The sequence below is a fragment of the Taibaiella helva genome, assembly GCF_003545695.1.
GTDB classification, from domain to species: domain Bacteria; phylum Bacteroidota; class Bacteroidia; order Chitinophagales; family Chitinophagaceae; genus Taibaiella; species Taibaiella helva.
This window is the reverse complement of the sequence record NZ_QUZZ01000012.1, coordinates 70,114-86,268: the sequence shown is the minus strand read 5'-3', so window position 1 is coordinate 86,268 and position 16,155 is coordinate 70,114. Positions and strand designations below refer to the sequence as shown.

Below are 16,155 nucleotides of genomic sequence, written 5' to 3'. Positions count from 1 at the left end.
GTCGGTATTATAGGTAGCTTTGAGACTTCATCTTTGATACATCTACGGCTCAATCTATTTTCAAATTTCATTCAATGAAAAAAACAATTTTTGCGCTGATCCTGGCTACGGGGGGCTGCACTATCGCCCATGCCCAGATCAGTAAGGGAGGATTACCGCTCAGTCTTATTTCTACTGAAGCGGCTGTAAGCAACCAGGCCTTCTCGCCGGTATATGCTAAAACACCTGACCTGGTACAGCTAAAGAAGGAAGACAACATCCAGTCGCGTATGCGGCCCGGTCCCTATCATGCAGGCGTGCTGGCCCCGGTCGATATTACGTTCCCGGCTTCCGGCACTATGGTAACCTTGTCTGACGGGCGCAGGGTGTGGCGCGCCCAGGTAAATATGGGCGATGTCCCTTCCATGGTGCTGTATTACGATCGCTTTGTGCTGCCGGAAGGTGTAAAGTACTTTATCAGCAATGGTAACGGCAAACAGCTGCTGGGCGCTTATACAGCAGAGAACAACAATGCAGAAGGCCGCTTTGCCACACAGGAAGTGCAGGGTGGTATCGTGAACTTTGAATTGGATATTGACAAGGATGTGAATGTTGAAGAGATCAGCTGGCATATTAACCAGGCTGGTGTTATGTATTATCCCGATGCTGGTTTGAAGGCCTATGCGGGTAACGATGATATCAGTACTGCGGCCAAGCCCACCGCCGATTTTGCCGACGGCAAATCTGCAGTATGCGAGATCAATGCCATCTGCACCGCGGGGCAGAACTATCCTCAGCAGCGCAAGGCAACCGTGAGGATCGTAATGCCTATGGGCGGCGGTTTTGTAGGCCTGTGTACCGGTACATTGATCAACAATACAAAAGGAGATTGTACGCCCTATGTATTGACCGCAACGCACTGCGAAGAGGACAACAATAAGGGCAGCCTGCCGTTCTCCCAATGGATCTTCTATTTTAACTTTGAAACACCGGATTGCGCCGGTAACTCGGTAGCGCCGAACACGCAAACGATGGCCGGCGCCCAGTTCGTGGCCCGCGCAGATTATGACAAGAATGTGGCCCCTATTCTGGGCGACTTCCTGCTGGTAAAGCTCAACAACAAAGTACCGGTGGCCTACGGCGCTTATTTTGCCGGCTGGAACCGCGCTGCTTCGCTGCCTTCTCCCAGCACCTATATCGGGTTCCATCATCCCAGGGGAGATTCCAAAAAGCTGGCAGTGGGCAGCGCCATTTCGCCCAATGGTACTTTCAACCAATGGAGCGTTCCCGGTACGCATTGGGCAATAAACTTTAGCACAGGAGGCAACGAGGAAGGCTCGTCCGGAAGCGCCCTCTTTGACGTGAACGGCCGTATTGTGGGCGACCTCAGCGGTGGCAGCGACAACCAGTACTGTGATGCCGATACCAATAAGCACGGGGAGCACGTGATCATGGCACAGGACGCTGTGTACAGCAAGATCAGCCGCAACTGGGAATATCCCGAAGGCAACGGCGCACAGAATGCACAGCTGAAGCCCTGGCTCGATCCTACCAATACCGGCACCACGACCACCAATACGATCGCAGCAGCAGCCGCCTGTAGCCAGCCGGCTACAGGTATCAGTACCAAGAGTACGGAGCTGGACAATGCCGTTAGCATTTTCCCCAATCCCGTAGTGAACGGTACCCTGAGGATGCGCACCAACCTGGATAAAGCGACCGATCTTGCCGTGACCATCTACGATATCACCGGAGCGCGCAAAGCAGTCTACAAGGTATCTGCCTTCAACGGCGAATATACTTTCGACCTCAGCGGCTATGCCAACGGCGCTTACCTGGTATCTGTCAGCAATGGTTCGGCAGTTACTTCAAAAAAGATTGTGGTTAACCATTAAGTCGTCATACGACCCATAAAAAAGGAAGTCAAGTTTTGATAAAAACTTGACTTCCTTTTTTATTATACAGATAGCCAGTCTATTCGCTGCGGGTTACTTTTTCCGTAAGCGTCTGGCGGTCGTCGGTATAGCGGATGAGGTAGATGCCGGCAGCGCGTTTGCGGAGATCGAACAAGGGCATATCGCTATTGTCTTTGGCCAGGCTGAACTGTTCGAGCAGCTTACCCGTCAGGTCCAGGAGCTGGATCGAAGCCGCCTCGCCTATGGGACCTGAGAGGTGGACCATCACATGATCCCGGGTTGGGTTGGGGTGCAGGTGCAGTACAAGATCCTCTGCCCCTTTACGGGCGATAAAGCAGACATTGGAGTAGCTCTGCCTGCCGTCGTTATCTGTTTGCTGCAGGCGGTAAAAGGCCCTGGCCGCCAGTATTTCCTTATCGGTATAGCTATAGTGCAGCGGCTCATGGCTGAAGCCGCCCGGGGCTTTGGTGGCCAGGGTACCTATCGTTTTGAAGCTGAAACCATCGGCTGAGCGCTGCACCGCAAACTGTTTATTGTTGGTTTCAGAAAGGGTTTTCCAGCTCAGCTGTACCCTGCCTTCGGTGTTGATCTTCGCGCTCAGAGGCTCCATACTTACCGGCAGCGGCTGGGATACGGTAAAAGTGCCCACCATAACCGGAGCGTGCGGTGTACACTGGTAATTGTAGGTCCCCGTCACCGATGGAATATAGTCGAAATTTCCGGCGGCGGAAGTCATCGATTGATTCCAGGTAGCCGCTCCACCGGGAACGGAAGTGCTCGTGCTGGTATGGAAGCCGCCTGCCCATTGCCAGCGGACGGTATCGCCCAGGAATATAGTGGCGCTGCTGGGAGAAAAGGTATTGCTCGCGCCGCCCACCGTAATGGTCAGTATCGCAGCGGAGGCTGGAAGGATGCCGGCGCAGAGCAGCAAAGCGATAAGGGCCGGCTTTTTGAAGAATAGAGATCGGAACATAATCATGTGTATTGGATGGTTAAAAAATAAGTCCTACGAAGTTATCCCGGCGGTATTCGTATTATGGCAATGGATCATGTAAGATGTTGTTAATTTATGAGCTTAATTGGTATTGTTGCTGTCTTTCAGTGTTGTATGAATTCCTGTCATTTTTATGTCGATGTTGCAGCCGGTATTGCCAGTTGCTGCAATTATTTCCTGGACCGTTCCGGCAGCGCTGTATTTTAGTCACCACCTGTCATAAAAAAACTGTCTCTTTTTCCGGCAAGACGAATTGGTTTGCTTTTTGAAGTATTCCTGTAGCTGGCGTTGAAGAACGGCAACAAAGCAGGTGTGATCATTGTTATTGCTGCGCCTTCCGCCTATTATTAACCGGAAAAATTGACAAATGAATCTGAATAATTTCACGATCAAAGCCCAGGAAGCGCTGCAGCAGGCCCAGCAGGAAGCTTTTAATAACGGGAACCCCGCTATTGAATCCGGGCATATATTAAAAGCATTGCTGGAGGATAAGGACGGACCTATCGAATTCCTGCTGAAAAAAAGTAATGCCAACCTGAATATCATCCATACCCGGCTTGATGAAAGTCTGGCTAAGCTGCCTAAACAAACAGGCGGCGATGCCGGACAGATGCTGGGACGCGACGCCAATAACGTGGTTCTGCGTTCCGGCGCGGCCCTCAAGGAATTCGGAGACGAATTTGTAAGCGTGGAGCATATGTTGCTGGCTATATTAAGGGGTAATGATGAGACCTCCAAGATCCTTAAAGATTCGGGCCTTACCGAAAAAGCGCTTATCGCTGCTATCAAAGACCTGCGCAAAGGTGGTACGGTGAACTCGCAGACTGCGGAAACCACCTTCAACGCCCTGCAGCGCTATGCCAAGAACCTGAATGAAATGGCGCAGAACGGCAAGCTCGATCCTGTGATCGGCCGTGATGAGGAAATACGCCGTACCCTGCATATTCTTTCCCGCCGTACCAAGAACAACCCTATCCTGGTAGGGGAGCCCGGAGTGGGTAAAACCGCTATTGTAGAAGGCCTGGCACACCGCGTAGTGAACGGTGATGTGCCCGAAAACCTGAAATCGAAGCTGATCTTTTCGCTCGATATGGGCCTGCTGATCGCGGGCGCTAAATACAAAGGCGAATTTGAAGAGCGTTTAAAATCTGTAATTAAGGAGGTGACCGAGAGCGATGGCGCTATTATCCTGTTTATCGACGAGATCCATACGCTGGTCGGCGCCGGCGGTGGTGGCGAGGGCGCTATGGATGCCGCCAATATATTGAAGCCGGCCCTGGCCCGTGGCGAGCTGCGTGCGATAGGTGCCACCACCCTGAACGAATACCAGAAGTACTTTGAAAAGGATAAAGCGCTCGAACGCCGCTTCCAGAAAGTAATGGTCAATGAGCCCAGCGAAGAAGATGCCATCTCGATACTGCGCGGATTGAAAGAACGTTATGAGACGCACCACCATGTACGGATCAAGGACGAGGCGATCATTGCTGCCGTGGAATTATCCAGCCGTTATATCTCCGACCGTTTCCTGCCCGATAAGGCGATCGACCTGATCGACGAGAGCGCGGCGAAGCTGAAGCTGGAAATGAATTCCATGCCGGAAGAGCTGGATGAGCTCGACCGGCGTATCCGCCAGCTGGAAATTGAGCGGGAAGCGATCAAGCGGGAAAATGATGAAGATAAAGTGAAACTGCTCTCTACCGAAATCGCTAATCTCTCTGTAGAACGCGACACGTTCAAGGCCAAGTGGACGGAGGAGAAAGAGCTGGCCGAAAAGATACAGGCAGCCAAAGCGAAGATCGAGGACCTGAAGCTGGAAGCGGAGAAAGCCGAAAGGGACGGCGACTACGGTAAAGTAGCCGAAATCCGCTACGGTAAAGTGAAAGAGCAGGAAGAGCTGATTACCCGGCTGACCCAGGAAATGGATGCCTTCTCCGATAAGCGGATGCTGAAAGAGGAAGTGGATGCGGAAGATATAGCAGAGAATGTAGCCCGTGCCACCGGCATACCGGTGCAGCGCATGATGACGAGCGAAAGAGAAAAACTGATGCACCTGGAAGAAGAATTGCACAAGCGCGTAGTAGGGCAGGATGAAGCGATCGAAGCGGTGGCGGATGCCATACGCCGCAGCCGTGCCGGCCTGCAGGATGCAAAGCGCCCCATCGGCTCCTTTATCTTCCTGGGCACTACCGGTGTGGGTAAGACCGAGCTGGCCAAGGCCCTGGCGGAATTCCTCTTCGATGATGAGAGCATGATGACCCGTATCGACATGAGCGAATACCAGGAAAAGCATAGCGTAAGCCGCCTGGTAGGCGCGCCTCCCGGCTATGTAGGCTACGATGAAGGCGGACAGCTGACGGAAGCGGTACGGCGCAAGCCCTATTCCGTAGTCCTGCTCGACGAGATCGAGAAAGCGCATCCCGATGTGTTTAACATACTGCTGCAGGTGCTTGATGATGGAAGGCTTACCGACAATAAAGGCCGGGTGGTGAATTTCAAGAATACGATCATCATCATGACCAGCAACCTGGGCAGCCATCTGATCCAGGAAAACTTTGACAGCATCAAGGAAGAGGATGATGTAGACGCTGTAGTAGAGTCGACCAAGAATGCAGTAATGGGACTGCTGCGCCAGACCCTGCGCCCCGAATTTCTGAACCGGGTCGACGAAGTGATCATGTTCCATCCTCTGATGAAGAAAGAGATCAGGGGTATCATCCGCATACAGCTGGAAGACCTGAAGAAGCGGGTAGCCCAGCAGGGATTGCAGCTGGAGTTTTCCAACTATGCCCTGGATTACTTCTCCGAACAGGGATTCGATCCGCAATTCGGTGCAAGGCCGCTGAAAAGGCTGATCCAGAAAGATATTATCAACCTGCTGAGCAAGAAGATCATTTCCGGTGAGCTGGATAAATCAAAGCCAGTGCTGATCGATGTGTTCGATGGTGTCGTAGTGGTGCGCAATGAAGCGGAACATCAGCAGCAGGCGTAAAGAAAGATAGGTTTTGATATAAAATGATCCCCCGGCAGTAAGGCCGGGGGATTTTTTTTCCGGTATCAACCGGGAGCGGCTTTTTGATCGTTGCGTTTAGCAGATAAAAGAACAATTGACCGAAAAAACAGTAGAGCCTGTACAATCCACGGCCTGGGTATCGCCGCAGGTAAAGGACTGATCGCAGCCGCCCTGGCAGGCCGAAAAGCAATTGGTGTCATAAGAGCCGCAGACCCAGTTTACGGAATGGCATCCGGCACTGGTGGCATTAAGGCCACCGGTAGCATTGAGCTGTTCCAGGCTGCCGATATGATCCTTGCTCAGCCTGAGCTTTTTGAGGGAAAGGTTTGTCTTTTTCATCATTAATTGTTTGGTGCGCTTCAAAGCTAATGCGCAGCACCGCAGAAAACCTGCAGTAGTCGAAAAAGCCACACGATCGTGTGGCTTTCCAGTGAGGTTGTTTTTTCCCTGAGTTTATTTGCGGCAAGCGCAGCAATCCTGTTTTTTCTGCATCTGCAATCCTGGTTCCTGCATCTGAATATTCTGTATCCCGCTTATTCCTGGTGCAGGGCCAGCACCGGTATATTGCTTACCCTTGTCAGCTGCTTGGTACGGCTTTTGTGGAACAGGTTTTCAAAGAAGCCGTATTTGCGGGGAATTACGAGCAGCCAACCGATGGCATGTTCCTGCAGGAACTCGGAAACGCCGCCTTCTATATTCTCGTTGATGATGGCGTGGTATTGTGGTTGCAGGGATTCCAGCATTTGTACCAGTGTTAAAGGTGGTGTTACCGCTTGTTCCGGTTTGTCTACATGGATCACATCCAGGCTGGCATCCATTTGCCGCACCCATTTGATCACTTCTGCCGCCGGTGTATGCTCCGAAACCTGGTCGTAGTCTGCTGCAAAGCATATCTTGCGTACCGGTTCCCATTGTACCTGGTCGGGAACTACCAGCACCGGTGCTTTAAGGTTGCGCAGCGCTTTCACGGCCATGCTGCCCCAGAGTATGGAATCCGGCGCGTCGCCCGAGGTACCCATAACGATAAGGGTAGGAGGCTGCTCTTCGATAATCTCGGCCAGGCAGTCGGTAATGTCGCCGGGCAATATTCTGGAATGGATCTGCAGGTCGGGCGCCAGCCGCCGCAGCCGGGCCAGCTCCGCTTCCATGCTTTCCTCAGCGATCTTCTGGATCTCGTCGATGTTCAGCAGGGGCACAGGGCTGTCGGTATAGGCAAAAGGGATGACATAGGCGTGCAGCAGCTCCAGTGAGGCGTTTATCACCTTTGACAGTTCCAGGGCATACGCGGCGGCATTTTGCGCAGCTGGCGAATAGTCGGTGGCTAAAAGGATCTTGTTCATGACGGTGGCCGGATACGAAGTGAAAAGGGAGAATGCTTTTGTGAAAGTTTGTTCCAGGCCCTATGCTATAACAAAGGACCGTTGCATGTAATACATTGAAAAGTACGAAATTGTTGCTGGTAAAGTGTGTTAAAAATAGATGAACATTGCCGGGCTGCCGGTGTTATTGAGCGGTGCCGCGACAAATAACTTATTTTTGCCGGTCTGTTAAGCATATATAAACCCACAGGACTTATACCCGATTATTCATGGCTCTATTAGGGAATCTCATTTCGCGATCATTAAGAATACGCAGGCAATTCAGAATTAAGGTCGCCTCACCGCAGGTATACCAGATGCGCACCTTACGTTACCTGCTGGAACGGGGACAATACACCGCTTTCGGCAAACATTACGGTTTCGATGCTATGCTTTCGGAATCGCTGGACTGGGAAAAAGTATTCAGGGAAAAGGTACCCCTCCACAATTACAACAGCATGTTTGCCCAATGGTGGCACAAATGCCTCGAAGGTCAGGAAAATGTGACCTGGCCCGGTAAAGTAAAGTACTTCGCGCTCAGCTCGGGCACCTCCGAGTCGGCAAGCAAGCATATCCCCGTTACGCAGGACATGATCCGCTCGACAAAAAAAGTAGGCTTCAAGCAGTTTTACAGCATGACCAATTTCAATATTCCTTCGGGCACTTTTGAAAAAGGCGTGCTGATGCTGGGCGGCACTACTTCGCTGATGAAGCAGGGCGATTACTATGAAGGTGATATGAGCGGCATCAGCGCTAAAAATATGCCGCGCTTCCTGTCCAATTTTTTTTACAAGCCGGGGCAAAAGATATCCCGCAACCCGCAATGGGAAGAACGGATAAAGCTTATCGTCAAGAACGCACCGAAATGGGACGTAGGTACCCTTTGCGGCGTGCCGGCCTGGGCGCAGATCGTGCTGGAAGAGATCGTCAAAACTTATAAGCTCAATACAATCCACGACATATGGCCTAACCTGCGTATTTATATCCACGGCGGCGTCGCTTTTGAGCCCTACCGGGAAAATTTTAAAAAGCTGTTCGGACAGCCGGTAACCTTTATCGAGACCTATATGGCCTCCGAAGGCTCTTTCGGCTTCCAGGCGCGGCCCGGCGCGCCGGGCATCAAGCTGGTGCTGAATGCCGGTATCCTGTTTGAGTTTGTGCCCTTCGATGAAGAGCACTTCGACGATAACGGCGAGCTGATCGGCCATCCGAAGACGTACTTTATTCACGAGGTAAAGCCCGATACCCCCTATGCGGTATTGCTGAGCACCTGCGCCGGCGCCTGGCGTTACCTGATCGGCGACGTGGTGCGCTTTACCGATGTGAAAGAGCACGAGATCGTAATCATCGGCCGCACCAAGCAATTCCTCAGCCTCTGCGGAGAGCATACTTCTGTCGACAACCTCAATAAAGCAATCGACGAGGTGAACCGCCAGCTGAAAGTGCAGATTAAAGAATTTACCGTAGCCGGCTTTCCCTACGAAAATTTATTCGCCCATAAATGGTTTATCGGCTGCGACGATCCTGTGGATGCTGCTGCCGTAAAGGCGATCGTGGATGAGACGCTTTGCAGCATCAACGACGACTACGCCGTTGAGCGTACTGCGGCGCTGAAAGAAGTATTCGTTGAGATCTTGCCCACCTCGGTATTCATCGACTATCTGCGGCATACCGGCAAATTCGGCGCCATGAATAAATTTCCCAGGGTGATGAAAGGAAAGCAGCTGAGCGACTGGGAAGCTTTTCTTGAGGAGAACCGGAACAAGATGAGCAGCAATGTGACAAATAAATAGTGCAAGCCGGAGGAAAATAAGCGCTGCCGTGGGAAGACCGGGCAGCGCTTATTTGGTTTTAGACGGCCTGTTACCTCTGTTAAAGACAAAAAAAGGCAGCCCACGTAAAAACAGACTGCCGGTATGTTTAATTTGCTTTTCTGCTTATTTCGCTACCGTAGCGGCTTCCAGCTCGGCCAGGGTAGGCTCAAACTTGCGGGTCTTGATGTCGTAAGCATTACCTTTCTCCATGATGTGCACCTTAAGGTTCTCTACGGAGATCGGCTGGTTGAATTCGGCGTCGCCGATATTGTTGTACCCCACACTGCGGCCGTCGATAATGATCACACCGCCCGATCCGATAGCCTCCAGCTGGTGCCCGTCGCGGATAATGATCCCGGTGTCTTCTCCCAGCCCGATGCCGATCGCACCGGGATTGGCGGCTACTGCCTGCGCCAGGCGCATAAAACGACCGCGCTTATCGAAATGGGAATCGATGATCACATTCTGCACAAAGCCCAACCCTGTGGTTATTTTTACCTCGCCTTTAAGATGGGACAAGGCAGCATTCCCTTCGTAGATCATAGTATTGCTCATGGCCATCGCCCCGGCGCTGGTGCCCGAGATCACGAAATGCTCTTCTTCATAACGCTGACGGATGATGTCCAGGATCTCGGTGCCGCCGAAGATGGAAGAAAGCCTTAGCTGGTTGCCTCCCGAAAACATCAGGCAGGAACAGTCTTTGACGCGCTGGATAAATTCCTCTTTGTGCACATCCTCCCTGTCGCGGATATCAAGATGCCCTACATTGTGATAGCCCAGTTTGGCAAAGGCATCTGAATAATTTTGTCCTACTTCTTCGGGAATGGAGCTGGCTGTAGTTACGACTTCGATACGGCTCTCGGGACCTTGCAGCAGGCCTGTGATGGTTTTCAAAATGCCGATCTCAAAAAAATTAAGATTGTTCCGCCTGATGACGCCTTCTTCGAGGTCTGTGCCTTTGTCTTCTGCGCCGCCAACCGAAACCAGGATGCCTTTGATATTCATACTCGTGTTAATAAAAAAATAATATCAAAGGTATCGCTTTTATGGCTAAACGAAGGTAAAATGGGGTTAAAGCTATCCACCATTTGTGGAAAACCTTACAAATAGTACCTTAGCGCAAATTTTGACCGACATTGAAAACCAATACAATTTATATCACTGCCCTGGCGTTGTTCCTGGGATCCTGCGGCAGCAATAACGGCAGCCGCAACCGTGGACCTATTGTACTGGGCGATTCCAGCACCATTATTACCGAGACGGACTCTCAATACCTGAAGGATGACGTGCCCGATATCGCGCCGCGCCGTGCACAGCCGGCCGATACGCCGCATCAGGCGCCGCAGAAGGCTGCGCCGGCAAAAGACAGCACGCCGGTGGCCCGCCAGGAGCCGGAGGCGGCAGGTCAGGGGATCGATTTCGGTGGTGCTAAAGTAGTGCTGGCCGGTCTGAAGCTGAAGGAACCCCGCAGGCAAAATCCTGTGCAGGAAAGCGGCCTTACCTACAGCCTGCAATCGGGCCGCCTGGGCGCTTCAAAGCTGATTGTTTATGGAGGTAGGAATGTAACGGTAAAGCAACGGTACCAGTCCCGCCTGGTGCTGAAATCGTCCCTGGGCACTGTCGATCTGCGTGAGCTGGGCCTGTACACTTCAGGCTGGGCTAACCTATCTGCGGGACGCAGCGGCGATGCGCAAAGCTTTGCGCTGACCGGCCTTAACAATGTCGGCTTCGCCCAGGTCAACAACAACAAAATAAAAAATGCTGCAGACCGGGAGCTGCGCAAACGCCGTACCAACAGCCGCACGATACAGAGCTGGATGAAGGAGATCAGGAGGACCCGCTCGGCCAATGATGAACCCTGCGAGATCCAGCTGGACAATGTGCAGTGGCAGATATCGGGTACCGATGAAAAAGGAAAGTCCTTTCATAAAACCATCAGGATCGACGCCTGAAGCAGATCATAACGATTTAGTCATAAAGGAGCAGAGAAGGGCGGTCGCTACAGCGGCCGCCCTTCTCCGTGTTATATAGCTTCTTAACACGGAAGTAATGGATTCGTAACAAAAAATCAACCCGAAGGCAACATTGGCCGGTTACTTTTGCGCGCAATTGTAAACAATAGGTTATGAACCAATATGTACACAAGCTGCTGCTCTATTGCAGTGTGCTTTTCTTCCCCTTTACTGCAGGGGCACAAACAATAGACCCTTACCTGCAGGCTATTACTCCCGGCTCGATCGTGGTCAACTGGAAAACCGGTGCTGCTGTGAACCCCATTGTCCGTTACGGCACCGATCCTGTGGCGCTGACCACTACCATTACCGGCACCACGCAAACGATGACCGATGTCGGCTACAACAACAATTACTTTTACCACACCGTTAAGCTGCGCGATCTGCAGCCGGCGACTAAATATTATTACCGTGTCGTGAGCGATAATGATTCCAGCAATGTCTGCTCTTTTCGTACCCTTCCAGTACCCGGCGCTGCGCCCAATGCCAGCGGGCGACTGCGTTTCCTTATCCTGGGCGATAACCAGATCAAGGCACAGCCCCGTTATGATTCGCTGATGATGTCGGCCAAAAGAAAAATGACAGAGCTCTACGGCCCCAACTTCAACGATTCGGTTTCCTTTATCCTTAACCTCGGCGACCAGGTGGATGTGGGTACCCTTGATCACTACGAGAATGTGCATCTGTCCAAATCGCGTTACCTGTCGCCATACCTGCCGATACAGACGGCCGTGGGTAACCACGAAACCTATGGTACGCTGCAGATGCAGGCTTACTACAATCACTTCGTGCTCGACAGCATGAACTATAAAGGCATTTACTCCGGTACCGAAGACTATTACGCCTTCCAGGCCGGCAGTCTTGTGATCGCCTATATGAATACCGAAAACACAGGCGGTAACCAGCTCAGCTGGATTAAGAAGGTGATCGATACAGCCACTGCCGACCCTTCTGTAAAATGGATCATTACCATCGCGCACCGCCCTTACCAGGCCGAACAGTACGTAGGCGATATTTCGCCCTGGATCCGCAATTCGGTAGTGCCTTATGCCATGCAGTCGCCCAAGTTCTTCCTGCATGTAGGCGCGCACCACCACCTCTATGCCCGCGGACAAATGAAAGATGTGCCGGCTTACAATATCATTTCGGGCGGCACCGCCTGGGATCAGTATTGGGGCATGGCTACCGAGCAGAACTTTGACGATGTACAAAAAACCATCTCCAACTGGGCTTACCAGCTGGTAGACCTGGATATGGTGAACGATAACATCGACGTGACCACCTATTCGATCGGCAGCATCTACAAGCACCTCGACAACAGGGTGATCGATTCTTTCCACCGCTACCGCAGCCATGCCATCCCTGCTACACCTTCCATTACCAACACTTTTCCTGATTCCCTGCAATTGCCGCTAACCTTTACCGGATCGGCCTTCTCATCGCCCTCGGGCGAGCAGCTGAACTCGACCGAATTCCAGGTGGCCCTTGACCGCAGCTTCAATGCAACGGAAAAAGCCAGCTACCGTCATTATGAGGACCTTTTCGGCGTGGTGCCCGGCGCCACGCCCGATACGACCAAAGACCAGAACCTGGATGTAGATATCAACGCATATACCCTGCCCGTCGGTTCTATACCCAATGGCTGGCATTATGTACGGCTGCGTCACCGGGACCGCAACCAAAGCTGGTCGGCCTGGTCAGCAATCGATTCCTTTAAGGTATACAACAGTGTTGTGGTCAACCCGGCCCTGGTCCTGGATACAAATCGTTATCTGCCCGGCCAAACGATCCATGCAACCTTTACCAACGGCTCTCCGCATCCCGAGGCCTGGATCGGCATTTATAAGAAAGGCCAGACACCCGGATCCGTCAACTCCACGGCATGGGGTTATACCAACGCTACCAGCGGGACCAAGAACTTTACACTCAGCCAGCCCGGTGAATACTACGCTGCCTATTTCAACGATGGCGGCTATACGGAAGGTGCTCCCCGCCAGCCTTTCTACTATGGCCCTTCGGTCCAGCTCAGCACCACGCTTGCCAATTATAATGTAGGACAAACAGTACCGGTCAGCTTCAGCAATGCCCCGGCCCTGGCCAAAGACTGGATCGGCATCTATAAGATCGGTATGGTGCCCGGCAGCGCAACGCCGTCCCTTAAATGGGCTTATACGACGGCTACGCCTTCCGGCACGGCGGGTACCAGCGTACCTTCCGGTACCTTTAACGTGAACGGACTGGGCAAAGGATATTATTTTGCCGTCTACCTCCTCGGCGACCAGTATTTCGAGGGCGGTCCGCGCACTTACTTCTCAGTAGGCGACACCATCACTACCCTCACGACAAACAAGAGTACCTACAACCTGGGCGAATACATTTCGGCTACCTGGATCGATGGTCCCGGCAATCCCAAAGACTGGCTGGGTATCTTCAACGAAGGCGATGATCCCAATTCCGATCCCTTATTGAGCTATACCTATATCGACGGCCAGCCCAATGGTAACCGCGACATTCCCCAGGCCAATATGCCGCAGCAGGCTGGTAACTACTTCCTGGTGCTGTTTACCAACGACTCTTATAACGAGGTATCCAACCGTGTTTCTTTTGAAATGGTGGGCGACCCGCTGCCCCTGCACCTGCTCGACTTCAGCGGTAAGGTAGAAGGTATGTCGCACCTGCTGAGCTGGCAGGTAGCCGGAGAAGACCCGCTGGAACGCTATACCTTACAGCATGGCACCGACGGCAAAGCCTACAGCGATATCTACAACACCCGCGTCAATCTTTCGCTGAATGGCCATTACAGCTACATGAACGATGTTACCGCAAAAGGTGAGAATTACTACCGTCTGAAGATGACCGCTGCCGATGGTAAAGAAACCTATTCCAGGATTGTGAAGATCCATCAGAACGAGCAGGGTGAAAATACCGTAAGCATATATCCCAACCCGGTGAAGAGCAGCAACCGCAGCGTGATCGAATCGCCTTATCCCATCGACCAGGTCGATATCCTGGATATCAGCGGGCAAATGATCTACCAATCGAAGAACATCAACAACAACCGTTTTTCATTGCTGCACCAGGATCTGCCTGCAGGTACCTACATCATTAAGATCCATTCGCGCAAGCTGTACACAGCCAAGCTGGTGATCACCAAATAAAATTAAAGTCCTGATTGCACGAAGGCCGCTTCCTTTCTGGAAGCGGCCTTTTGGCACTTTTTCTGTTAAGTGAGCAGTACTCGCCTAAGCGGGCAGAGGCCTTGATTTTTTGTTCTTTTGCATCAAGGCCAAGAGAACAAAAGGAAAATGAATTTATTAAAGGGCTGCTTTAGGAAATCATTATCTATGTCCGATGAGACAGGCAGACATCACGGTTGGCAGGCTCTACAGCCCCGGCTCTCTATCAAAGCTCCGCTTTATGGTATTTGATCAGCCCTTCCTGCGGGCTCTTGAAGATATGTCCTGTTTCCAGGCCGTATTGCTCATGCAGGCTCCGGATAATATCGCGGAACTCATAAGCCACCGTGCCGATAAAGTGGATCGGGTATTTCCAGCTTTCCCGGTACTTGAGCACATGGCGTTGGTGGAAATCGATGAACGCATCTTCGATAATATTCTCCACCATATAATGGCCCCGCTGTTCAATAAGGAACTGTGTGAAAGAAGCCAGGTAGCGGTTGGCCAGGGGATCTTTATAAACCTTGTGCAGGATATCCGACAGATCATCGCCGTACTTGTTGCGGAAGGCCTCCCTGAGATCGTCGTCAAAGGTGTTGTAGAAGAAATACTGCAACACCCTTTTGCCCAGGTAAGTGCCGCTGCCTTCATCGCCCACGATATAGCCGAGCGAAGGGTTCTGGACCATGATCTTTTTGCCGTTGTAGAAGCAGGAATTGCTGCCGGTGCCCAGAATGCAGCAAACGCCTTTTTCCGTACCGCTGGTAGCGCGGGCCGCTGCCAGCATATCGGAATGCGCTTCAGCTTGCTTTACTCTAAAATGCTTCTTCAGGATATTCTCGATGAAAGAAGCTTGTTTCTTGCTTTTCACACCCGCCCCGTAAAAAACGATGCGGTCGATCGATTCCTTCGCCGGGTTCAGCTTCAGCTCTTCCGTCAGCAGGCGATGGCAATCTTCTTCCGTTCTGAAAAAAGGATTCAGGCCCGAAGTCTGGTAATGTTTTACACGTTTATTGTTCCCGATCAGGCTCCAGTCGGTTTTAGAGGAACCACTATCGGCAATTAATATGGATGACATCGTTGATATGATTTGAATAAGGAAAGGTAAAGCATGTTTCTTGATCCCGCAAAAGTTTGCTTTAAATTAATTCGTTAATGTTTTGACTTATCTTTAATGTCAATTGCTCCCTATGTACAAAAGCTTTAGCCTGCTTTTCCTGCTCCTGCAGGTATTGCTGGTCCACGCCCGGATCTCCGATGCAGAAATGATCAGCTTTACGCCTTCTGCTGGGCAGCAGCTGAAGCTCTATTGGAAGGATGATCAGGGCAGGCCGATCGGTAGCCTGGGACGGCTTAAAGCCTATACCGAAGCGAAAAAGCAAAAGCTGGTCTTCGCCATGAACGGTGGAATGTATATGGAGGACCGCAACCCGCTCGGGCTCTTTATACAAGAGGGCAAGACCCTGAAAACACGGAACACCAGGAAAGGCTACGGTAATTTTTACCTTTCACCCAATGGTGTCTTTTATATTACCAATGATGGAAAGGGATTTGTTTGTACTACTAACGAATTCATACCGCGTAAGGATATCCGTTATGCCACCCAATCGGGACCCATGCTCGTGGTGAAGGGAAAAATCCATAAAGCTTTTACAAAAGGCTCCGCAAACCTGAATGTGCGCAACGGTGTGGGCATATTGCCCGACGGGCGTATGCTGTTCGCTATGTCGAAAAAAGAAGTCAGCTTCAACGACTTTGCCGAATATTTCCTGCGCAAAGGCTGTCGCAATGCGCTTTTCCTCGATGGCTTCGTCTCCCGAACCTACCTGCCTGCGATGAGCTGGCTGCAGACCGACGGTTATTTCGGCGTCATTATCGGGGCAATAGAATAGATAG

11 protein-coding genes are annotated in these 16,155 nt (G+C 51.7%); 6 read left to right on the top strand and 5 right to left on the bottom strand.

The annotated features are described in order from the left end of the window. The first annotated feature begins 1,430 nt into the window (after nt 1-1,430). Nucleotides 1,431-1,874 (top strand): T9SS type A sorting domain-containing protein, encoded by a 444-nt coding sequence (locus DZC79_RS21905; RefSeq protein WP_394342506.1) that lies wholly within the window; start codon nt 1,431-1,433, stop codon nt 1,872-1,874. Nucleotides 1,875-1,953: 79 nt separating this feature from the next. On the opposite strand, the gene DZC79_RS17230 is transcribed toward DZC79_RS21905, so the two are convergent. After that, nucleotides 1,954-2,868, bottom strand: coding sequence for a T9SS type A sorting domain-containing protein (locus DZC79_RS17230; protein ID WP_157977234.1), 915 nt, complete (start codon nt 2,866-2,868; stop codon nt 1,954-1,956). A 388-nt stretch (nt 2,869-3,256) separates the two neighbouring features. Here DZC79_RS17230 and clpB point away from each other — a divergent pair, with 388 nt between their 5' ends. Next, complete coding sequence (clpB, locus tag DZC79_RS17225; protein WP_118952857.1) at nt 3,257-5,878, top strand: ATP-dependent chaperone ClpB; 2,622 nt, start codon at nt 3,257-3,259, stop codon at nt 5,876-5,878. 96 nt (nt 5,879-5,974) lie between these two features. On the opposite strand, the gene DZC79_RS17220 is transcribed toward clpB, so the two are convergent. Continuing rightward, nucleotides 5,975-6,238 carry a hypothetical protein gene (locus DZC79_RS17220; protein ID WP_157977233.1) on the bottom strand — a complete coding sequence of 88 codons (264 nt, stop codon included), beginning with the start codon at nt 6,236-6,238 and terminating at the stop codon, nt 5,975-5,977. Between the two features lie 194 nt (nt 6,239-6,432). Next, nucleotides 6,433-7,239, bottom strand: coding sequence for a universal stress protein (locus DZC79_RS17215; RefSeq protein WP_118952855.1), 807 nt, complete (start codon nt 7,237-7,239; stop codon nt 6,433-6,435). A 248-nt stretch (nt 7,240-7,487) separates the two neighbouring features. On the opposite strand from DZC79_RS17215, the gene DZC79_RS17210 reads away from it, so the two are divergent. After that, nucleotides 7,488-9,050, top strand: a complete 1,563-nt coding sequence (locus DZC79_RS17210) for a GH3 family domain-containing protein (RefSeq protein ID WP_118952854.1) — start codon at nt 7,488-7,490, stop codon at nt 9,048-9,050. A gap of 144 nt (nt 9,051-9,194) precedes the next feature. On the opposite strand, the gene DZC79_RS17205 is transcribed toward DZC79_RS17210, so the two are convergent. Further along, nucleotides 9,195-10,076 carry a cyanophycinase gene (locus tag DZC79_RS17205; RefSeq protein WP_118952853.1) on the bottom strand — a complete coding sequence of 294 codons (882 nt, stop codon included), beginning with the start codon at nt 10,074-10,076 and terminating at the stop codon, nt 9,195-9,197. 131 nt (nt 10,077-10,207) lie between these two features. On the opposite strand from DZC79_RS17205, the gene DZC79_RS17200 reads away from it, so the two are divergent. Further along, nucleotides 10,208-11,023: a hypothetical protein gene (locus tag DZC79_RS17200; RefSeq protein ID WP_118952852.1), complete on the top strand. Its 816-nt coding sequence runs from the start codon at nt 10,208-10,210 to the stop codon at nt 11,021-11,023. A 173-nt stretch (nt 11,024-11,196) separates the two neighbouring features. Then, nucleotides 11,197-14,241: a fibronectin type III domain-containing protein gene (locus DZC79_RS17195; protein WP_118952851.1), complete on the top strand. Its 3,045-nt coding sequence runs from the start codon at nt 11,197-11,199 to the stop codon at nt 14,239-14,241. A gap of 244 nt (nt 14,242-14,485) precedes the next feature. On the opposite strand, the gene DZC79_RS17190 is transcribed toward DZC79_RS17195, so the two are convergent. Next, nucleotides 14,486-15,337 carry an N-acetylglucosamine kinase gene (locus tag DZC79_RS17190; protein WP_118952850.1) on the bottom strand — a complete coding sequence of 284 codons (852 nt, stop codon included), beginning with the start codon at nt 15,335-15,337 and terminating at the stop codon, nt 14,486-14,488. 112 nt (nt 15,338-15,449) lie between these two features. On the opposite strand from DZC79_RS17190, the gene DZC79_RS17185 reads away from it, so the two are divergent. Continuing rightward, a complete protein-coding gene (locus tag DZC79_RS17185; RefSeq protein ID WP_118952849.1) occupies nt 15,450-16,151 on the top strand; it encodes a phosphodiester glycosidase family protein in 702 nt (233 codons plus the stop codon). Nucleotides 16,152-16,155 lie beyond the last annotated feature (4 nt).